This is a genomic window from Desulfitibacter alkalitolerans DSM 16504 (assembly GCF_000620305.1).
Lineage (GTDB): Bacteria > Bacillota > DSM-16504 > Desulfitibacterales > Desulfitibacteraceae > Desulfitibacter > Desulfitibacter alkalitolerans.
In genome coordinates, this window is record NZ_KK211102.1 from 29,644 (window position 1) to 52,220 (window position 22,577).

Consider the following 22,577-nt stretch of genomic DNA (forward strand, 5'->3'; position numbering starts at 1 on the left):
ATGGTTTTCGGTTTTCGCTTGCCTGGATTATTTGTATTCCCCATATTTTCTGCCCGCATTTATCATGGCATGGAGGTTTTCTGCTTCAGCATCATCTAGAACTGTACCATTGCTCAAGATAAAACCGCCATCTTGAGCTACTTTTTCCGCCAGGAACTTCACATACTCATCTACCTGCTGCGGTGTGCCAGCCTTTAGAACAGCTCCAGAGACATTTCCTGCTATACAGCTCTTGCCTCCAAGGGCCTTCTTTGCATTGACCATGTCGGTGTTATCAAAAAGCCAGACGGTTTTTCCTTCTGGAATATCAGAATCGGTTATGGCTTCAAGCCGTTGATTATAGCCCCCCTCAGCAAAAAGCAGTGGAACTAGACCTTCCTCTATTAACCCTAGAATAACAGCCTTTAGGGTTGGCCAGTAAAACCTGGCAAAATCATCCTTTGACAGGAAACCATCGGCTCCTTTATGCAGGGGCATGAAAATAATTGGTACCCCTGTGATATTGGCTGATCTTACTGCCATGTCAATATTTATTGATACAAGTCTTTCCATGGCCTCTAGTAGTTTCTTGGGACGGCGGAATATGTCAAGCATTATTGGCCGAGTGCCCCTCATGGTATCTCCCAGGGTATCAAAGGGAGCTTTAGCAACTCCACCAAAAAACCCCGGCAAACCGTGGACAGCTTTATTTTCTCCATCTATAGCACCCATGGCACCAGCCCACTCCATGGCTGCCTGTCCAGCTTCTATTAATTTTTTAAAGGATTCCTGGACAGGGGGAATACCTATGGGTATCATGGCAGGACCTACAAAGGGAAGTTCAATAATATCGGTCCATGGTGCTATCATCTGCCATGGTTCCAGTGCGCCAAAGGTTCGTGGAAGATAATAACGCATCCAGTATCCAGATGGGTCATTAATTAATAAGTCATATTCGTTATCCAGCATGTATTCATCTTCCAGGCACTGGTAAGAAAGTTCGTCTGGTATTCCCTTGCCCGGCCACTGGTATAGTTTATAATCTAGTATCTCAAATACCCTGGCTGGCCCCACCAGAGCGCAGCTCACAAGGGTATCTGCCTTGAAATCATTGTTAAACTTCTTAAATGTCATTCCCAGTTTTTCATAATCATACATGAGATCTTTAGCAGTAACGCCAGCGTAAGCAGCAGGATAAAACCCTATAGTTAAATGAATTGGTATTCTAGCTGGTTTTTTCAATTCAACGGCATCCTTGATCATCTGAACCCGTTCCTTGTATGCCTTTTCTGCTTCAGGGCTGGCAAATTGCATATCTGGATTGGCATATCTTTTAAACCTTTCCTCGTATCTCTCCTGCGGCGAAAGCTTATCCCAGTTTTCAGCTAATTTCATCTTTAATTACCCCCCATCCACTTTTTCGCCAGGGAAACAGCTTCTACTGCGTCCTGTCCCCAACCATCAGCACCAGTATACTCTTTAATCTGGTCATTAATGGGAGCACCACCTATCATGATTTTGACTTGATCCCTTAATCCTGCATCTTCAATGGCTTTTACTGTATCCTTCATTTTATCAAAGGCTAGAGTAAGCAAGGCACTCATGCCTACTATTTGCGGCCTGTACTCTTTTATAGCTTCCACAAATTTTGATGACGGCACATCTACTCCAAGGTCGTACACCTTAAATCCGTTGGTATCCAACATGAAGGCAACTATATTTTTACCAATGTCATGGATATCACCCTTTACTGTACCCAATACTACTTTGCCAATATACTTGTTTTCATCCTCTTCTAAACTTTCAGTCATCTTGGCTTTTGCCAGACTTGAAATCCTATTTAGCATTTCCCCGGTCAATATTAATTCTGGCATAAAGTATTCGCCTTTTTCATATTTCTCTCCAATTATTTCAACTGCTGCACGACATTTCTTCAAGATTTCCAGGGGTTCAATGCCCTGATCCAACAACTCTTCAACAAGGCTAATGGCTTCCTCTTCACGCATCCCGGCTATGGCATCTACTAATTTTTCTAACATAATAACCCTCCGATCTTTAAATAAAAAAATCAAGGTAAATATAAAATTTCTTCACTATATTGCGTTTAAAATCTGAAGTTCTGCAGTCGCTATTCATGCTACAGAAACTATATAATCGCGCTTCGTTATAATTTGTTAATATTTACCATATAACCTGGTTGTCTCTGCCCAAGCCTCCATATTCTCTCTTTTTGCATTGTCCAGAACAATGGAGCAGTCCATAATAAAACCGCCATCTCCTGCACAATTGTCAATTAGACGCTTAGTTTCTTCAACAACCCTTTCTTTTTTACCGTGCACCAGTAAGGCTGTTGGCAGGTTCCCGCAAATGCATGCCACTTGACCTACAGTTTTTTTAGCTTGGACAATATCTACTTCTTCAAACATATATATTACTTTACCTTTTGGCACATCACTAATAACTTCCAATCGGGTATTGTATTTGCCTTCGCAAAATACATATGGCGTTATACCTATTTCTATAAGTGCCATCATTAGTTTCTTAAGTCCCGACCAGTAAAATTTTTCATAGTTTGCCGGACTCATAAACTCATCCATACCGGCATGCAGTGGTATAAAGACGTAGTCTACTCCCAGTGCTTTTGCTGAAGTAGTTGCCCTTTCTATGCAAACCTCTGTCATGTAGTCTAATGCTGCTAACAGTTTTTCTGGTCTTTGATATATATCTGTTACTGTATTAACAAATCCTCTAATATTATCTGAGAACATATCGAAAGGACATGTTTGAGCTGTAGCGGCTCCTAATGGAAACCCTTTTGATACAATGAGTTGAGTAATGGACCCCATATATCCTAGCCACTTAGCGGAAGCTTCTCCGCCTCTTTTTAATGCGTCTAATGCTGCTTTTACGTCTGGTTGTGCAAAGGTTGCCATTTCTGCATATAGCGAATATTCAACAGGATTTCTAAAGCATATCTTTGATAATGGTTCCAAGTCTTTGAATTTTCTTGGATAGACTTTGGTAATAAAGAAATGTGTAGGATCCAGTAAAAACTCATCATATTCATCGTCTTCTAAAAAACATTTGTCAAGAAGCTGAAATGAATCGTTAAGTGGCAGGTTATGGGTTGCGCCTGGCCATTTTACATACTGGCAGTCCATGGCTTCCATTGGTTCAATGGGATACATTACTGGAGCCCAAGCTAAGTCAGGTTCAAAATCATCTAAAAACCCCTCAACCCCAGGAATTATATTTCTAATGTCTATCATTGCGTCATACATTGATATGCCATACCCACGAGCATAGTAATTTCCAATCTTCGGAGCAAAAGGAACTCTGTCAGGTTTCTTTAGTGCAACCACATCTTTAATTCTCTGTGAACGCTCCTTAAATAATTCTTGAGTATCTTTCATCCAACGACCCCCTAAAAATAATTATTCAGCAATCACTGAATAAATTTAAAATTCTTATTTTTAATTATATAGTTATATATAGAAGTTGTCAATTGGCAAAGTGTTTTGGTTCTAAAAAATAACATTACCGATATAGAATTATTTTTCTACTTTATTTTTATTCATTAAATTCAAGCAAATACGTATACCTTTAACAGCATCATTACACCAAAATTTTGTTCCGACCACACGAGCAACCTGTTCATTAATCTGACTCCCGCCAATGACAACTGGGATATCTAGGGATAAAGATTTTGTTTCATTTTTTACAAGCTCTATTATCTGTTTCATTTTTGAATAAGAATGTGTCAACAATCCTGACAAGCCAACAATATCAGGTTGCAACTCTTTAACCCTTTCAACAAACTTCCCTGGTGGTACATCTACTCCCAGGTCTTGTACCTTAAAACCATGACATGTAAGGAGAATGCTTAAGATATTTTTACCCAGGTCATGGATATCCCCTTCAACAGTGCCAAGAAGTACAGAACCTTTTATTTCTGCTACTGATTGGTCTTTAAGAACAGGCTGTAAAATTTCCGTAACCTGACGAAATATTTCTCCGGCCATAATTAAACCCGCTATGTAATATTTACCCTGCTCATAACGTTCTCCAACCAACTTCATTCCTCGCTGGCAATCATCAATAATGTGCAAAGGGTCATCTCCAGATGCTATTCTTTTAAGGACCACCTCCCGTACAGCATCCTCTTGCAAATCACCAATACTGTTTATTAATTGCTCTCTTACTGATATATATTTCATGTCCCACTACCTCCAAATATATTAAAATGTTTCTCGAATTCCAACAGTTGTAGTAAATCTCAATTTATCTCCCCTGCAAATAAACCATCCCCAGCTCACAGGATTTTCAGCAAAATCGTAAAATATATGCTCGATCCTAAATGCAGGAACGCCCTCTTGAATTTTAAGCACCTTGGTTTCTTCCCTGGTAATAACGGTTGCTTCAATACTTAAATCTCCCTTTTTGAATTCTGAAGAACCCGTTCCATTAAATAACCCTCTTAATGATGTTACTTCCAGTTCAGATTCTACAATGGGCCTTGTTGGATCATATATTAGATATTCTTTATGATAGAAAAATGGCTCTTCATCTTGAAGAAGCAAACGCCTGATATAGATTATAGATTCACCAGACTTTACACCAAGTTTCTTTTCAGTTCGTTTATTAGAAGGCACAATACGCACTTCAAGAATTTTTACAGTTGTCTTTTTGTCCATAAAAAACTCCTGCAATTCTTTTAAATGAAAGGCAGCAGAGCCAAGCTTGATGGACGTTACAAACGTCCCCTTGCCCTGGGAGGCTGTTGCAATTTTTTGATCTATAAGAATGTTAATGGCTCTCCTGACTGTCATGGGACTGATATGGTATCTGCTGCACAGCTGGGATTCAGAAGGCAGTTGATCACCAGGGCGGAACATTCCCATGGCAATCTGCTGCTTGATTAAATTTACCAGCTGCATATAGGCAGGTTCATACGAGTTACGGTCAATTTCCATTAAAACTTCAGTAGTGGGCAGCCGTCTCTTTTTCTCCATTTTCATATACTTGCTCCTCACTATTTATATAGTATTTACTTGATAGAAAGGTTAGTTTTAAATCTATAATACCAAATTTTGACTGTCTAGTGAATGTTTAATATCTGGTTAGCAAAAGAACCCCGCATATATATACTTACATGCAGGGTTCTTTTTATTCTATCATAAGGTAAAATTTAAAACATGTACTTGAACTTGTTAAACATCTCCCATATAAGGGTTAGAATTGATGGATCCAGGTCTGAAGCAGCTCTTCCCTTTTCATCAAATGTTACAATAGACACCCTGCCATCTAACCTGACCCTAAAGGTTGTTTCTTTTCCTTCCTCTACCAGATAAAAGCCGTCATTTTCACTGTCATTGAAATCCCCTTCATTCCAATAAAGGGTAAACTTTTCCTTATAGGGAGCTCCCTCATACTCATAGGGGCAGAAAATTGCACAGTTGCCGCATTCATTGCACATGCCGTCAATATGAACAACTTGATTGAGTGATTTCAGCCTTCCATCATCTAGTTTAACTGCAACATTGGCTCTATTTGGGCAAACCTCGGCACATACATTACAGATGTAGCTGCACTCCAAGCACCTGTCTGCTTCACCTTGTCTTTCCTCAGGTCTGCCTTTAAGAATGCCCCTGCGTTCAATTATTTCTGGATACCTTTTTTCATGTTCAAAGACTATATCAGCAACCATATCCTTGCCTTCTTCAAGCTGTTCACGGATGATAATCTGGCGGGCAACCTTTTTGCCCTGGGCCATTGCCTCTACAACTGTTGATGGTCCTGTCAGTGCATCTCCACCAATAAATACCTTGTCAATATTTGTCTCATTGGTAGCCGGGTTAACCTTGATATTGCCCTTTTCATCTATTTCCAAGCCCTGCTTTTTAAGAATATCCAGGTCTACCCTTTCCCCAGTGGCCGATAGGACAGTATCAATTTCCAGTTCAGTTGTCCTGCCAGCAGCAACAGGCTTTCTTCTGCCAGATGCATCTGGTTCACCAAGTTCCATTACCTCACATTTAAGCCTTCCATCCTTCAAGGCTATGGGTGCCAGCAGTTCCTTGAAGATTACTCCATCCTCAAGGGCAGCAAGGAGCTCTTCCCTGTCTGCAGGCATGTGTTCTCTTGTTCTGCGGTACACAATATATACCTTTTCAACACCCTTTACCCTGGTGGCTGCCCTGGCTGCGTCCATGGCAGTATTGCCCCCACCTATAACGGCAATGTTTTTGCCAATGTTTAACCCTTGCTTTTTCTTGTTAAAATCCTCTAGAAAGCCAATGGCACTCATTACTTTTTCATTATCACCCTGGATATCTGCCAGGTTTGATCTGGCTGCACCAATGGCTAGATAGATGTACTCATAGCCCTGGGCTTTTAAGTCCTCAATTGAGAAATTTTCATCAACGCCTAGTCTAAACTTTACTCCCATTTTCTTTATCAATTCAATGTCGTGGTTGATATCCTCCCTGGCAATCCTGAACTCAGGGATCACATGTTCTACAGTGCCCCCTGGTTTATCCCTCTTATCAAAAACAGTAACATCCATTCCTGCCTTTGCCAGGAAATAAGCAGCTGCCAGGCCTGAGGGTCCAGCTCCAATAATGGCTGCTCTTGCATGCACCTTGTATTTGCTGTCAACTGCCCTGCCAGCCAACCTTTCCATGTAAGCCCTGCAGCCCTTCTCCGCTGCCTCCTTTTTCAGATCACGGATATGCACAGCCCTGTCATAGTCCAGACGGGTACACTTGGTCATGCAGTTATGATTGCATATGGTACCTGTAATAAAGGGCAAGGGGTTTTTGGAAATAATTAACTCAAAAGCCTCGTCATGCCTGCCCTCACCAACAAGTCTGGTATACTCTGGAACATCCTGCTCAATGGGACATCCCACTGTACAGGGAGCCACAAAACAGTCAGTAAGGGGCAGCTTCCTGTCTATTTTACGGCTTTCACCGATCTTTCTTTCCTTGGCGTAATTGGCATCCTCCAGTGCATCCCCAGCCAGTTTTTTAAGCTTTGTAACATCTATGGCCTTAAAACTCCTGGTCAGATGCCCTTCCAGCTCATCAGCCATCTGCTTTAACCTGTAATAGCCCCCGGGCTTTAAAATGGTGGTGGCTACTGTAATAGGCTGGATGCCTGTATCAAAGATACGCACAATATTAAAGTAATCTGCACCACCTGAATAGGAAATTTTAAGGTCACCTTGAAATTCACTTGCAAGCCTGTAGGCAAGGTTTATGGTCAGGGCAAAAAGGGATTTTCCTGACATGTACATTTCTTCTCCAGGGAGTTCACCTCTAGTTATCTTAACCGGCAGGGTATTGGAGAGCTTTACACCAAATTCCCTGTTATTTTCTGCAGCATATTCCTTGAGTCTTTTCAACATGGCAACTCCATCATCATACTGGAGATCATGGGTAAAGGATTCTTCCTTAAGCTCAATATAGTGATAACCCATTTTATGAAGGGTATTCTTCACATACTCATACCCCAGCAGGGTTGGATTCATTTTTACAAAGGTGTGCAGCTGCTTTTCTGATATTAGATATCTGCATATCTTCTCAATCTCTGCAGGCGGACACCCATGAAGGGTTGAAAGGGTAATGGAACTGCAGATATTTGGTGAAATACTGTCAATATATTTCTCATCTGCATTTTTGAAGTATTTTAGTTCCTCTTTAAGGATTTGCTTGCATTCCTTGAAGATTTCTGTATTGGAAGCATCCTTTAGTCCTTCAATAAATCCATTAACCTTTTCAGATTTAATGCCTTCCAGGTCATAGCCCACACTCATGTTGAACATGAAGGTGCGCTTGTCTATATCAAATATTTCCCTTTGGATAATGTAAAGCAAAAACCATGCCTTCACATATTCATTAAAAGCTCCTTCAATTGTCAGCTCTGTGGACCATTCAGTATTGTAGCATTCATCCCCTGCATGGATACATGGTTTAGGAAACTCCAAGGCATCCAAAATCTGAACGGTTTTAAGCTCTATAAATCTGCCGCCGCAAAGATAGGATGCTGCAATATTTTGGGCAAGCTGTGTATTTGGACCTGCTGCAGGGCCAATGGGTGTGTCAAGGTTATCACCAAACAGGTCTATTTTCTTGCTGCTTTCCTTTTGGAAAAACTTTTCCTTGGGTATTCCAAAGATGGAGCCTTCCCTTGCATATTCTTCAAATATCCATCTAATAAGCTTCCTGAAGGGTATTTCTCTCATTTTGTCGCCCATGCTCACTACCTCCTCTTGATCTAACTTCTTGTTCCTGAATTCTGACTGCTGTATTCTATTCCTGCTTTTTAGAATCTTTCCCACATTTTAACTGCCAGCTCTCTTGATTTGGCATTAATCTCTGCCTCATCAATACCCACCAGTTCCTTCTTCCTCATTAGAACTTTACCTGCCACTATGGTGGTGTCAACCATCCGTCCTGTCATTCCAAAGACCATATGACCGTAGTAATTATCTACTGTTAAGGGAGTAGGGGGATCGTAGTCAATTACTATTACATCAGCTGCATTGCCTTCCCTTAGTTCGCCCATGGGCAGCGAGAAGTAATTGGCCATTATCCTTGGATTATTTATAAACTGCATGGCGGGGACTTCCATCCACCCTACCCTGGGGTCATTCCTGTTGAATTTATGAAGTATATGGGCTGCCTTCATACCCTCTATCATGTCGGAGGTCATTCCATCAGTACCCATACCCACCATAACTCCCATTTCCACCATTTTAATAACATCGGCACAGCCTACTGCGTTATTCATATTTGATTGGGGGTTATGGGCAACATTTGTTTTTGTTTCGGCAAGGAGTTCCATTTCCCTTTCATTAATATGGACACAGTGGGATGCCATGGTCTTTGGGCCTAGAAGTCCATGCTTGTTTAGCCTTTCAATTACCCTGAGTCCATATTCTTTAAGGTTATGCTCCACGTCTGCCCTGCTCTCGGCGGCATGAATATGAACTCCCACACCCAGCTCCCCTGCTGCCTGGGCACATTTCTCCATGGTCTTTTCACCTATTGTAAAGCAGGCATGCATGCCAAAGGTAGCTCCCAACATCTGGGAATTTTCCTGCTGGCATTTTTTTATAAAATCTACATTTTCTTTAATGCCTGCCAGGGCCCTTTCCTCACCGTCCCTGTCGCTTACCTCATAACAGGTATTTACACGAACTCCAACCTCTGCAGCTGCCCTGGCAATCTGCTCAAGACTGCCTTCAATATTAAAGGGACTTGCATGATGATCTAAAATTGCAGTTGTCCCGTTTTTTACTGATTCAATAAAGGGGATTAAAGCACTGTAGTACACATCGTCTAGCGCCAGGGTTTTATCCAGTCTCCACCAGAGCCTTTCAAGTATCTGCACAAAATTTTCAGGGGGTTCATCCTTTAAAGCTATACCCCTGGCAAAGGTGCTGTAGGTATGCATGTGTACGTTTAAAAATCCCGGCATGATCAGCTTTCCCCTGCAGTCCATATATTCTGCATCAGGATACTGCCTCTGCAGATCAGCCGTTATGCCTACAGCAGCGATTTTTCCGTCCTTTAATAACACTGCTCCCCCTTCCATAACCTTGCAGTCAGTTCCTAGAGTTATCACAGTACCGTTTCCAACAAGCAGCATACTATCACCTCTTTTTATTTATTATTGGCTATCCCTGCCAACTATCCAGCAGCCTGCAAGCCCGCAGCAAACTGCAAATGCTGCATTAAATTGATACCTATAGCTTATTTTTGCAGTTCTTCAAGGAGCCTTTTTCTGGTTACAGGAATTTTATTAAAACGTATGCCAACAGCATTATAAATTGCATTTAAAATAGCAGGGGCTGTGGGATTAACCGGCACCTCGCCCATGCCCTTGGCTCCATAAGGACCTTCAGGGTCTTCTTCTTCCACTATTATGGTTTTGATCTCGGGTATACTGTCAATCATGGGGACACCAATTTTTTTAAGATTGTCTGTTACCACCTTACTCTCATCTACTATATATTCTTCAGAAAGGGCATAACCTATACCCATGGCTACCGAGCCCTCTATTTGTCCCTCCACATTTTGGGGATGAATTGCCGTGCCCACATCCTGGGCAGCAATTATCTCCAGCACCTTCACATCCCCAGTTTCAGTATCCACTTCAACAATTGCCCCTTGAGTGCCAAAGCAATATGCGTAATGGATATTATACTCCTCCAAACTCACTCCAGGCTCATGATCGGAACATTCCCTGTGGGGATAGGTTTTGGGAGGCAGGTAATGATAGTCAGCCTTTAGTTCAATGTTATTTTCCTGGGCCATTTGGAAAACCTGGCTGAAATCATAGGCCCTGCTGTCTTTTATATTCATAACCCTTCCCTGCTGGTCTATTTGCAGGCTGTCTTTCCCCGTCCCCAACTGTCCTGCCATGAAATCCAGGATCTTGTCTTTTAATATTTCCGCGGCAGCCTTTACAGCGTTGCCTGTAACATAGGTTTGTCTGGAGGCTGTGGTCATCTCCCCATCAGGACACAGGGCTGTATCACTTGATAAAACATCTATCAATTCATATTCTATACCCAGGGCAGCAGCAGCAATTTGCGCCATGGCAGTATCAGAGCCCTGTCCCATATCTATAGCACCTATTTTTACTGTAACCCTGCCCTTGTGATTCAATTCTGTTACGGCCCCGGCTCCATCGGGCTTGCCTGTACCAAGTCCTACATTTTTGTAGGAGCTGGCTATTCCAATACCAATTTTTTTTGAAGGAGCCAGCGGCTGCTTTTTATACCGGGCTGCTGCTGCTTCTAACTCCTTTGCAGTCCTGTCAAGGGTTTCAAGATAGCCTACACCCTTTCCCAGCACCTGTCCTGTAATGGTAGCCTTTCCCTCTGTCAAACCATTTAGCCTGCGCAGCTGTACTGGATCAATACCCAGCTTTTCTGCCAGTTTATCCATCTGCAATTCTGAGGCAAAGGCAACCTGGGTGCTGCCAAAGCCCCTGAAGGCTCCTGCCGGGTTGTTATTGGTATAAACCCCATAGGAATCAGCCTTTACATTGGCAATTTCATAGGGACCTGAAGCAACTACTGCAGATCGAAATACCACAGGCTTGCCAAGGGATATATAAGCACCAGTATCACAAACAGCCCTGGATTCAAAGGCAATTATTCTGCCATCCCTGGTTGCTCCATGCTTCATATAGATATGCTCTGCATGGCGTTTGGTAGATATTCTAATTGATTCCTCTCTGGTCAGAACCATTTTTACAGGCCGGCCGGTCTTTAAAGCTGCCAGTGCACTTTGAATCTGCACAGTTGGTTCTTCTTTGCCTCCAAAGGCCCCACCACAGGGAGTATAAATTATCCTTACTTTTTCTTCGTCAAGGGCCAGGCTTCTGGCTATCATTTTTCTAAAGGGAAAGGAGCCCTGGCTGCCGGTCCAGATTGTCACTGAACCATCAGCTTCCGGCCTGACCAGGCAGCTTTCAGGCTCTAAATATGCATGCTCTACTGCCGGAGTATAGTATTCACCCTCAACAATAACATCCGCCTCTGCAAAGGCTTTTTCAATGTCTCCCTTTCTAACCTTGACATGGTGCATGATATTGCCTTCTTCATGGATAAGCAAAGCATTCTCCTTCAGGCTTTCCATGGCGGAAAACACTGCCGGCAGGACTTTATATTCCACCTTGATTTTCTTTACTGCCTCTTCAGCCAGCTCTGGAGTTTCTGCAAATACTGCTGCAATTGCGTCGCCTAGATAGCGGACTCGCTTATCTGCAAGAACTGGCTGCTGGGGTACAATGAGCCCGAAGTTGTTTTCACCTGGTATGTCCCTGGCTGTTAAAACAACTGCCACGCCTTCCGACTTCTGTGCTTCGCTGGTGTCAATTGATACTATATGAGCATGGGCATGTTCACTAAACAGAAACTTTCCATAAAGTATATTTTCCATGACATAATCATCAGCGTAAATTGGCGCACCCTTTACCTTGTCCCGGGCATCAATTTTCCTGGGGGAAGCCCCCACTATGGCTTTTGCTGCTGCCTGGTCTGCTGCGGCTTCCATCTTCAAGGTGGCTTCTTTATTTTTCCTTAACATCTTGGCTGCCAGCTTCACAGCATGGATTATCTTCACATACCCGGTACATCTGCACAGGTTATGTTTAAATGCCTCTTTAATCTGTTCATCACTGGGATTTAAGTTCTTATCAAGCAGGGCTTTTGCCGACATGATCATTCCAGGGGTACAGAAGCCGCACTGAACTGCCCCGGCATCAATAAAGGCCTGCTGAATTGGATGCAGCTCGCCAGCCTGGGAAATGCCCTCAATGGTTTCTATAACCGCTCCCTCCAACTTGTTGACCCTTAGTAAACATGCCCTTTTTGCCTCTCCATTAACAATTACCATACAGGCACCACAATGCCCCTTGGCACAACCATTTTTAGTACCCATAAGACCTAGATAGTTTCTTAGAAACTCCAAAAGGGTTATGGATGAAGGATGACCTGCTGTTCTGCTCTCTCCATTTACCATCAAGGAAATACTTTTACTCATAATCAGCCCCCATTTTTTAGTAAACTACTTTAACTTTCTTTTGACAAGTTGCTCAAATATGTTAAGTAAAAACCTTTTTTGTTTCTCTCTTGGCAACAATGTTGCGCTATAAGACTGTAAAAACTAAACCCTGTATCCCAGTTCCTGGGAAATGTCCCTGGAGGTTTTAAGCAAGTCTTCTGCTATACAGGGCAGCTTTTCTTCATCCAGGCGGATTTTTGGAATAGGGATATTAAGTGCCCCAATTATGTCCGCCTCGTAATTATATACAGGACACCCAAGAACTAAAACTCCAGAATCTACTTCTTCATCGCTTATGGTGTAGCCCTGGGTCTTAAATTCCTGGATCTGGCTTTTTATTTCATCATATGTCTTGTCTCCAATTAACTCCCTTTGCTCCCTTTCATTCAAGAATACAAAAATTGGTTTTGTAAAGCCCCCAAAATTAATAGGAATTTTTGAGCCAATTTGAGAGTGGATCCTTACTACATGAGGTGATTCTATTTTATTAACATATACTGCAAAGCGACCATGCCTGGACATTAAAATTACAGTCTCGTTAATTCTTCTGCTAAGTTCAATGGAATATTTTCTTGCAACCTGCACCAGGTCATAGCTGCTCAAACAGCTCTGTCCTATTCTTACAGTTTCAAATCCCAGCCTGTATTTTTTTGTTTTCATGTCCTGAATTACATAACCGTGCTTCTGTAAGGTATTTAAGGTTCTATATGCTGTAGCCTCATTTACCTCAAAAATCCTGCTTAACTCTCTAACACCTACTTCATTGTTATCTGCAAGGTAACTAAGTATTTGTAAAGCCCGAGCTACTGAGTCAATCAAAATGACATTCTCCTTTTTTAAGTATGATCTTAAGCGCCCGATTGTTTCCCTGTTTAGCAAAGCATTATTAAAAAGGTGTTTCTTTGATAGAAACATTGTTTCTTTTTTAATAATAGTTTTATATTCTATATATTTTTTAAATATTCCTGCATTTTAGAAGAAAAATTTTAAAACAAGACAAAGGAAGTTTAACCTTTGTCTTGTTTTATCTTGTTTTTATTTTAGCTTTTTATTTTAATAAAAGTTCTCCCACGTCAAATACCAGTCCCTTTATGGCTGCTCTTTTGTAAGGCATGGAAGCCCTGGCCCCTATTTTTTCCTCAACAACCTTTGAGAGGAGCTCGGCCATTTCCTCAATTAGAGCATTATCCAGTTTCTTGCCTTCAAGGGCCTTTTCGGCAGCATAGGGCCTGTAGGCAGTAGTTCCCACAGCACCTAATCCAATACGCATCTCTTTGACTATATGACCTTCAAGCTTAACAATTACTGCCAGGTTTATCCTTGCAATTGCCAGGGCCTTGCGCCTGCCAAGCTTTGCAAAGCCGCTTTTATAGCCCTCACCATATTTTGGAATAGTTATTTCCGAGATATATTCCCTGGGCTTTAGTATGGTCTTTTCTACTCCAACTAGAAAGTCTTCGATTTTTTCCATCCTTGAACCTTCAGGGCCTTCAATTTTTAGATTTGCCCCAAGGGCAACCAGGGCAGGAATGCTGTCAGCTGCAGGAGAAGCATTGGCAACATTACCTCCAATAGTACCGGTATTTCTAATCTGAACTGATCCAACTCCCGAGGCAGCCTGGGCAAGGCAAAAGGCGTATTTTTGAATTACTGGACTTTCTTCAATTGTCGTAAAGCTGGTCACTGCACCAATTTTTATTTCATTTTCTTCTTCTTTTATATATTGGAGTTCATTGATGCGTGACAGGTCTATTACCAGCTCAGGTGAAACTTTCTTTTCTCTGATGTGAATTACCAGGTCTGTTCCTCCAGCTAAGTATTTAGTATTAGCAGGGGCATTTTTTATATATTCCATCAGGTCAGACACTTTTTCCGGTGAATATACATCAAAACTTGCCATTTTCCCCATCCTCCTTATTTGCTTGTTATTTTTAAAGCATCCTGTACCCTTTCCAAAGTAGCAGGCAGGGTTTCAATCCTTACACCTATTGCATCATAAATTGCATTAGTAATAGCCGGTGATATGGGTATACATACCCCTTCTGCAACTCCCTTGGCACCAAAGGGGCCTGTTGCTTCATTTACTTCCACAGGTATGGTTTCAATTTCAGGTACATCTAATGCTGTAGGTATGAGATATTTGTTAAAGTTTAGTATATCAGTTTTTCCTTCATGCAGTTCTATATCCTCCAGCAGGGCATAGCCCATACCCATTACTGTTCCACCTTCTGATTGGCCTTCCAATCCTTGTATATTAATTACCCTGCCAGCATCTAGGGCACATACTGCTTTGATAACCTCTACCTGGCCTGTGCAGGTATCGACCTCAACCAGGGCCAGATGGGTTGTAGCACTATAAACCAGATGAGGCAGTCCAAAGGCTCCAGGTATCCCCTTATCGGCAAGGGGCACATCAAAATGGCCGTGTACAGAGATTTCTTTTTTATGCTCCAGGGCTAGTTTAACCATTTCTTCTACAGATAGGTTCTGACTTTCGTTATCTGAATCCTTAATAATATGGGCTGCAAATTTGGATAACTCGTCTTTTAGTTTTTCAGCGGCAATTAAAATGGCACCCCCCCCAGCATAAATTGACCTTGAGGCTGTAGATGTTCTTGAATCTGGGGTTGCATGGCTGTGGCCTGTAACAACTTCAATCCTTTCAATTGGAAAACCAAGGGCTTCCGCTGCCATCTGGCTGTATGCCACTGTATTCCCCTGGCCTAGCTCAGGACACCCTACAGCAACTCTAATATTCCCATTTTCAAGGATACTCATATCGCAGGCACCATAGTCTGGAAGTCCCCTTCCATAACCAACGCCCTTGACTCCAGTAGCCAGACCTATTCCCCGCTTTTTCCATGGTTTGGTTGGATTGGCCTTGTATTTTCCCCTTTCCCTCCAGAGCTCGCTGTTTTTCGCAGCCTCCAGGGTTTGGATGGTACCCATGGCAGTTGTCAGGGTATGTCCTAGAGCTCCCTCATCACCCTGACGGAGTCCGTTTTTCAGACGGATTTCCATGGGGTCCAACCCAAGCTCATGGGCTATAATATCAATCTGGGTTTCCATTGCAAAGTTAGACTGGTTTGCACCAAAACCCCGCATTGGGGCACTGATCATATTATTTGTATAGACGCACAAGCCTTCTATTTTTATGTTAGGCATCCTGTAAGCACTGCAGCAGTTTTCTAAAGCCACATTTAATACTGGCCCCCCAAGGGTTGCATAGGCACCAGTATCTGAATATATCTTTACTTCATTGGCCAGAAGGGTGCCATCCCTTGCAGCTGCTGTTTTCATATAGATTTTCATTGGGTGTTTCTTTTGGCCGATTAAGACTGATTCCTCTCGACTATATACAACCTTTACCGGTCTTTTGGATTTTAAGGCTAATATAGCCAGCTGACCTTGAATGGTCAAGTCATCCTTACCACCAAAGGCTCCCCCCATGGGATTGCTTGTAACCTTGATTTTTTCCTCGGGCATATTAAGAATCCGTGCCAACTGTATCTGATCCCTGTGAGAATACTGACTGCCGCAAAGCATATTTAGATTCCCCTGGTCATCAAAAAAGGCTACTCCACTTTCTGTTTCCAAATATGCATGCATTTGCCTTGGGGTGTGGTAAACCCTCTCCACAATAATGTGAGCATTATTGAAGGCTTTTTCCACGTCCCCCTTTTCAACTGCTGTACGCAGGTGGATATTGCCTTTCTCATGAACCCTTGGAGCATGGTCTTTTGCTGCCTCTTCAGGATCAAATACCCCAGGCAGCAGCTCATACTCTACTTCAATTAATTCCAGGGCTTTATCAGCGATTTCTTTAGTCTCTGCAGCCACACCTGCTACAAAGTCCCCTACAAGTCTAACCTTATCCCTGCAAAAAACAGGCTGGTCCTGTACTACACCACCATAGGCGTTTAGCCCGGGCACGTCCTCATGGGTGACTACTGCATGAACTCCATCTACCTGTTTTGCTTTAGAGGTATCTATACGTTTAATTAAAGCATGGGCATGGGGACTTCTAAGAAATCTCCCCCAGAGCATTCCAGGAATCTTAAGGTCTGACATATATCTGGTCTCGCCAGTTACCTTGCCATATGCGTCCTGCCTGATAACAGGCTTGCCTATATATTGATATTCCATATTTTACACCTCCCTTGGATTATCAGCTGCTGTTTGGATAGCCTTGACTATCTTCACATATCCTGTACACCTGCAGAGGTTGCCTGAAATAGCCTTCCTGATTTCTTCTTCAGTTGGGCTCGGATTTTCTAATAGAAGGGCCTTTGCAGACATGAGCATACCAGGAGTGCAGTATCCGCACTGAACGGCACCTTCTTTCACAAAAGCATCCTGCAGGGGATCTAGCTCTCCATTTTTAGCTAATCCCTCCACAGTAATTATTTCCTTATCCTGGCACTGCCCAACAAGTACAAGGCATGAATTTACTGCTTTTCCGTCAATAATAACTGTACAGGCTCCACACTCACCGGCACCACAGCCCTCCTTGGTACCAGTCAAATCAAGGTCCTCTCTTAAAAAGTCAATTAATCGTATGCTGGGATCAACTTCTTTTTCAACTAATTGGTTGTTTACTTTTAGTTTTATTTTCAATTTAAATCCTCCTTTTAATGTACGGGGACACACCTCTTATTTTAAGTCAGCCTCTGCCTGTGAGGAATGTCCCCAATTTATGTACGGGGACACACCTCTTATTTTAAGTCAGCCTCTGCCTATGAGGAATGTCCCCAATTTATATTTTTAAGTCCTTCTAATATTTTTTCTTTTGAAGCAGGCAAATTTTCAACCCGCACCCCTGTTGCATCATAAATTGCACTAATTATTGCTGGTGCTGTTGAGTTAATGGGTACCTCACCCATGCCCTTTGCTCCAAAGGGTCCATCTGATTCCTCTTCAACTAGTATTGTTTCCATTTCCGGCACATGAATGCTCTTGGGAAGCTTTAGTTTTGCAAGGTTATCAGTCACCATCTTTCCATCTACAAGTTTAAACTCCTCACTTAACCCATAACCAATCCCCATAACTATGGCACCCTCAAGCTGACAATGACAATTTTGAGGATGAATTGCCCTCCCTAAATCCTGGGCAGCAATGATCTTAAGAACTTTTACTTCCCCTGTTTTCTCATCAACCTCAACTATAGCTGCCTGGGTATTAAAGCAGTAAGCAAAATGTATATTATATTTCTCCAGGGGCACCTTTGCCTGATGGTCAGCCCTCTCTCTTAAGGAATAGGTAGTTGGTGCAGTATAAATATATTCTGCCTTGAGATTAACCTTATTCTCGGCTGCCATGGCATATAACCCCTTATAGGTTATAAAGTTGTTTTCAACATTTGCATTGAATTTTCCTTTTTTCTTTAGTATTACTCCATCATTTGAAAATTCATAGTCCCTTTCCCTGAGACCAACGGTATCAATCAGCAAATCACTAATGATTTTTCTAAGCTCTCTGGCAGCACCAGCTACAGCATGACCAGATATATATGTCTGCCTTGATGCAGTAGTAACCCCACCATCTATAGTTTGGGCTGTATCATTGGATATTACCGTAAATTCCTCGTAAGGGATACCTGTAACCTCTGAAGCCATCTGGGTTAAAACTGTATCTGAACCCTGGCCCATATCTGTGGCTCCCACCTTTAAGTACACAGTACCTTTGCTATCTATCTCAATACTGGCCCCTGCCCTGTCTCGTTTTCCTGCCCCAAGTCCCACATTCTTGTATGAGCTGGCAATACCAATGCCTATTCTCTTGCCTGGACCAGGCTTGGGTAAGCTTTCCTTGCACCTTGCAAGGGCTTTTTCTACTTCTTCAAGGGTTTTTAGATAGGCGCAATCCTTCTTTAATACCTGGCCTGTAATAGTTGCTCTTCCCTCTTTTAATCCATTTATCTTGCGTATTTCAAAGGGATCCATGTCCAGGCATCTGGCAATTTTGTCCATCTGCTGTTCTGCCCCAAAGGCTACCTGGGTACTGCCAAAACCCCTAAAAGCCCCTCCAGGAGGATTATTAGTATAAACTCCATAAGAGTCAATTTTTACATTGGGGATATCATAGGGGCCTGCTCCCACCACTGCTGACCGAAAAACAACTGGTTGACTAAGGGATTCGTAAGCTCCTGCATCTGCAATTATTTTAGCCTCAACAGCTATTACCCTTCCATCCCTGGTTGCTCCATGACGGTAGTACATTTTCTCCCAGTGCCTCTTGGTGGACATTATCAGAGATTCCTGTCTGGTTAAAGTCATTTTAACAGGTCTGCCTGTATACACCGCCCCCAGGGCACAGTGTATCTGTACAGTTGGCTCCTCCTTTCCTCCAAAAGCACCTCCTGCAGGTGTATAGATTACTCGCACCTTTTCTTCGGCAATATCAAGGGCGGAGGATATCATTTCCCTGAATGCGTATGATCCCTGGCTTGCAGTCATAACAACAACTGTTCCATCCTCTTCAACCCATGCCACTGCCGATTCGGGTTCAAGGTAGGCATGCTCAACCATTGGGGTTGTATAAGTTCCTTCTATTATTATGTCAGCCCTAGCAAAGGCCCTGTCAACATCTCCCCTTCTAACCTTAACGTGCTTCATCACATTTCCATCCTTATGGATGAGGGGAGCATCTGATTTCATGCCTTCTTCAGGTGAAAAAACACCCTGGAGCGGCTCGTAGTCTACCTTAATGTATTTCAAGGCCGTCTCTGCCTGTTCCTCTGTTTCCGCCAGTATCAAGGCAACCGGGTCTCCCATATACCTTACAACATCTTGAGCAAAAACAGGCTGATGAGGATTAAGCAAACCAAAACCGTTTCTGCCTGGAATATCCATGGCAGTCAAAACCTTAACAACTCCCGGCTGCTTGAATGCCCCAGCAGCATCAATGCTGTTTACCTTAGCAAAGGGATATGCACTCAGCAGCAGCTTGCCATGGAGCATATCTTTAAAATATATGTCATCAGCAAAGATTGGCCTGCCTGTCACCTTTGCAAAAGCATCCTTCTTAACCGGTGACTCACCAATGCCTGTTTTTGTTATCTCCGTTTTCAGGCTTTCCTTTAAACTTCCATAGATGACTGCTGCAGCCTTTTTAACAGCCCGGATTATAGCTGCGTAACCTGTACAGCGGCAGATATTAAATTTCAGTGCCTCTTTAATTTCCTCATCTGAAGGGTTTAGGTTTGCATCAAGCAAGGCCTTTGCTGCCATTACCATCCCTGGAGTACAAAAACCACATTGAACTGCACCTTCTTTCACAAAGGCATCCTGGATAGGATGCAGCTTTCCATCTTTACTCAAGCCCTCAATTGTTTCTATATTGGCTCCATCCAGCTTTGACAGCTTTATAAGACAGGCTCTTTTGGCTTTTCCGTCAACTATTACAGTACATGTACCGCAATGGCCCTGATTGCAGCCATTCTTGGCACCCAATAAGCCCTGGTAATCCCTTAGGTACTTTAAAAGGGTAATGTCTCCTGGCTTATGTATATCATATCTCTTGCCATTTATGCCGAAAGAAATAGTATTTTCCATATTGCCTCACCCCATATTCATTTCTAAGCCCTATTGTAATATACCTTTTACTTTTGTGCACTAATTTATCCACCAATTTATCCCATAATATACGCCTTGCAGGGTCAGTTAACACCCTATCTTGTCCCCAGGATTATTAAGATTACTCCCAGTATTATCATTATAATCTTATGTGTTTGCAGGGTTTCAGCTGCACCAGTTAGCCCTATAAAGGCTACAGTGGTAAAAAATATCGGCCCGATTGTTCCAACTATTGCATTAATACGCAAGCCGGCTTCCGCTGTCCCATAGGAATAAATAAGATATGCTGCAGAAAAATTTATTAACCCATAGAGTGCCCTGATTGCGGCCATGGCCATTACACCTGAAATAGTAAACATACTTTGTTCCTCCGAGTCCTTTTTACCAGTGGGAATTATAATTATCTGTTTATTTTGCCCACAAGTAAATTTAAAAATTATAGGCATTCAGGTTTTGAGCATTAAAAATCCCCATGTTAGACCTTTCCCAATGGAAATGGAATAGTTAGAAAACCCTTAAAAACACCTTCAAAATGGGCAGAATATTATTCCAGCCGTCCCTAGGCTTATCTTCCCCGGCATTTCAACAGCACTGCCTTGATGGCCACGTAATCTATCTGAAATTTTCTTTTACATATTCTTGAATCAGACTTATAAATTGCTGTCCATATTTTTCTAGCTTGGCCTGCCCCACACCTTTAATTCTGCTAAAAGTTTTCAGGTCCATTGGGCAGTATTCGCTCATCTCCCGCAGGGTACTATCATTGAAGATAATATAAGGCGGCACCTGCTCCCGCTGAGCAATCTTTTTACGCAGGCTGCGGAGCTGTTCAAATAAAGTAAAATCTGCTTCCGCTTTTTCCATTTTACGATGAACCCTTTGTAATACTTTTTCCTGATTTTTTATCACAGCTCCAGCCTTTTCCCGCAGCTTAATAACAGGATATTCGCCCTCTGTCAGCTGCAAATAGCCATCTGCAATAAGTACATTGATTACATCTTTTATTTGTTGGAGAGTGTACCCCTGCATGATTCCATAGGTGGTTATCCCATCCAATCCAAGCTGCTTTATTTTCTTACTGTTGGAGCCCTTCAATACCTGGGAAACCATAGAAATCCCATAACGCTGTCCCATTCGATAAATACAGGAAAATACCTTCTGAGCATCTACTGTAATATCAAGAAGCTCTCTTTCATCGGCACAGATACTGCAGTTGGAGCAATTGTCCTGCAAATACTCTTCACCAAAATAACCAAGAAGATATTTTCTTAAACAGTTTGTTGTATGGCAGTAATCAATCATTGTCTGCAGCCTCTTATATTCCAACTGCTTTCTTTCGTCGGATAAATCATTGTTTTGGATCATATAGCGCTGCAGTAATATATCCCTGGGAGAAAAAAGCAAAATACATTCACTGGGTTCATTATCCCTTCCTGCCCGTCCGGCTTCTTGATAATATGCTTCGATATTCTTTGGCATATTGTAATGGATAACATATCGAACATTAGATTTATCAATACCCATTCCAAAGGCATTGGTAGCAACCATCACATTTACATCATCAAAGATAAATGCTTCCTGTGCTTTAGTGCGGCGAATATCAGTCATGCCGGCATGATATCTGGCTGCAGCATACCCCTTGTAATATAGGGTTTCATAAAGCTTGTCCACTTCTTTTCGCGTGGCAGCATAAATAATACCTACATCATCCCTATGTTCTTCCAAATATTGCAGCAAAAACTGTTCCTTATCTATTCCCTTCTGGACAGAAAAGCATAAGTTTTCCCGATCAAAGCCTGTGATAAATACATTAGGATTTTTTAAATGCAGCAGCCTAACAACATCATTTTTTACTTCATGGGTGGCTGTTGCAGTAAAAGCCGCAACCGTTGGCGTCCTATCTAGTCCTTTGATAAACGATGCTATTAGGCCATAGCTTGGACGAAAATCATGTCCCCATTGGGAAACACAATGGGCTTCATCCACAGCTATAAAATTTATGGATAGCCCTTGTATTAAACCTTTGAATTCTTCTGAATCTAATCTTTCCGGTGCCACATAAATCAGCTTGTAGCATCCCTTTTTACAAGCCTCTATTCGTTTCCTTGCCTCATAATATTCCAGGGAGCTGTTTATAAAGGTTGCGGGAATTCCCAGCTGCTCAAGTGTTTCTATCTGATCCTTCATTAGAGATATTAATGGAGAAATAACCAGGGTTACCCCTGAAAAAATAAGAGCTGGGATTTGGAAGCAGATGGACTTGCCTCCTCCTGTGGGTATAATTCCAAAGGTATCCTGTTTACTAAGAATAGATTGGATTATCTGCTCCTGTCCCTTTCGAAAATAACCATATCCATAATAGTGTTTTAATAGCTGCCTGGCCTGCTCTAACATTATAGATCTTCCTTCTCTTTTTATTTAATCTTAAAACTTATATATATTT

15 protein-coding genes are annotated in these 22,577 nt (G+C 42.3%); all 15 read right to left on the bottom strand.

Annotated elements, in window-relative coordinates; translation table 11 throughout:
* Positions 1-27: 27 nt before the first annotated feature.
* The 15 genes from K364_RS0114390 to recQ all read right to left on the bottom strand — a co-directional run bounded on the left by K364_RS0114390 (position 28) and on the right by recQ (position 22,528).
* Complete coding sequence (locus tag K364_RS0114390) at positions 28-1,374, bottom strand: uroporphyrinogen decarboxylase family protein (RefSeq protein WP_028308601.1); 1,347 nt, start codon at positions 1,372-1,374, stop codon at positions 28-30.
* Positions 1,375-1,376: 2 nt separating this feature from the next.
* Entirely contained in the window at positions 1,377-2,018 is a 642-nt protein-coding gene (locus K364_RS0114395) for a cobalamin B12-binding domain-containing protein (RefSeq protein ID WP_028308602.1), read from the bottom strand.
* 135 nt (positions 2,019-2,153) lie between these two features.
* Complete coding sequence (locus K364_RS0114400) at positions 2,154-3,392, bottom strand: uroporphyrinogen decarboxylase family protein (protein WP_028308603.1); 1,239 nt, start codon at positions 3,390-3,392, stop codon at positions 2,154-2,156.
* A gap of 138 nt (positions 3,393-3,530) precedes the next feature.
* The gene (locus tag K364_RS24250) at positions 3,531-4,196 is read right to left on the bottom strand and encodes a cobalamin B12-binding domain-containing protein (RefSeq protein ID WP_051534095.1); all 666 of its coding nucleotides are present in this window, start codon (positions 4,194-4,196) and stop codon (positions 3,531-3,533) included.
* Positions 4,197-4,217: 21 nt separating this feature from the next.
* A complete protein-coding gene (locus K364_RS24255; RefSeq protein ID WP_051534096.1) occupies positions 4,218-4,997 on the bottom strand; it encodes a GntR family transcriptional regulator in 780 nt (259 codons plus the stop codon).
* 170 nt (positions 4,998-5,167) lie between these two features.
* Positions 5,168-8,236 carry a putative selenate reductase subunit YgfK gene (gene ygfK, locus K364_RS0114415; protein WP_028308604.1) on the bottom strand — a complete coding sequence of 1,023 codons (3,069 nt, stop codon included), beginning with the start codon at positions 8,234-8,236 and terminating at the stop codon, positions 5,168-5,170.
* A gap of 68 nt (positions 8,237-8,304) precedes the next feature.
* Positions 8,305-9,633: a putative aminohydrolase SsnA gene (gene ssnA / locus K364_RS0114420; protein WP_028308605.1), complete on the bottom strand. Its 1,329-nt coding sequence runs from the start codon at positions 9,631-9,633 to the stop codon at positions 8,305-8,307.
* A 104-nt stretch (positions 9,634-9,737) separates the two neighbouring features.
* The gene (locus K364_RS0114425) at positions 9,738-12,539 is read right to left on the bottom strand and encodes a molybdopterin-dependent oxidoreductase (protein ID WP_028308606.1); all 2,802 of its coding nucleotides are present in this window, start codon (positions 12,537-12,539) and stop codon (positions 9,738-9,740) included.
* Between the two features lie 123 nt (positions 12,540-12,662).
* A complete protein-coding gene (locus K364_RS0114430; protein WP_028308607.1) occupies positions 12,663-13,379 on the bottom strand; it encodes an IclR family transcriptional regulator in 717 nt (238 codons plus the stop codon).
* Positions 13,380-13,608: 229 nt separating this feature from the next.
* On the bottom strand, positions 13,609-14,460 hold the full coding sequence (locus K364_RS0114435) for an FAD binding domain-containing protein (RefSeq protein WP_028308608.1): 852 nt from the start codon (positions 14,458-14,460) through the stop codon (positions 13,609-13,611).
* Between the two features lie 14 nt (positions 14,461-14,474).
* Positions 14,475-16,706 carry a xanthine dehydrogenase family protein molybdopterin-binding subunit gene (locus tag K364_RS0114440; protein WP_028308609.1) on the bottom strand — a complete coding sequence of 744 codons (2,232 nt, stop codon included), beginning with the start codon at positions 16,704-16,706 and terminating at the stop codon, positions 14,475-14,477.
* Positions 16,707-16,709: 3 nt separating this feature from the next.
* Entirely contained in the window at positions 16,710-17,177 is a 468-nt protein-coding gene (locus K364_RS0114445; RefSeq protein ID WP_028308610.1) for a (2Fe-2S)-binding protein, read from the bottom strand.
* A gap of 119 nt (positions 17,178-17,296) precedes the next feature.
* A complete protein-coding gene (locus tag K364_RS0114450; RefSeq protein WP_028308611.1) occupies positions 17,297-20,113 on the bottom strand; it encodes a molybdopterin-dependent oxidoreductase in 2,817 nt (938 codons plus the stop codon).
* A gap of 116 nt (positions 20,114-20,229) precedes the next feature.
* A complete protein-coding gene (locus tag K364_RS0114455) occupies positions 20,230-20,493 on the bottom strand; it encodes a DUF2619 domain-containing protein (RefSeq protein WP_028308612.1) in 264 nt (87 codons plus the stop codon).
* A gap of 253 nt (positions 20,494-20,746) precedes the next feature.
* On the bottom strand, positions 20,747-22,528 hold the full coding sequence (gene recQ / locus K364_RS0114460; RefSeq protein ID WP_028308613.1) for a DNA helicase RecQ: 1,782 nt from the start codon (positions 22,526-22,528) through the stop codon (positions 20,747-20,749).
* Positions 22,529-22,577: the final 49 nt, after the last annotated feature.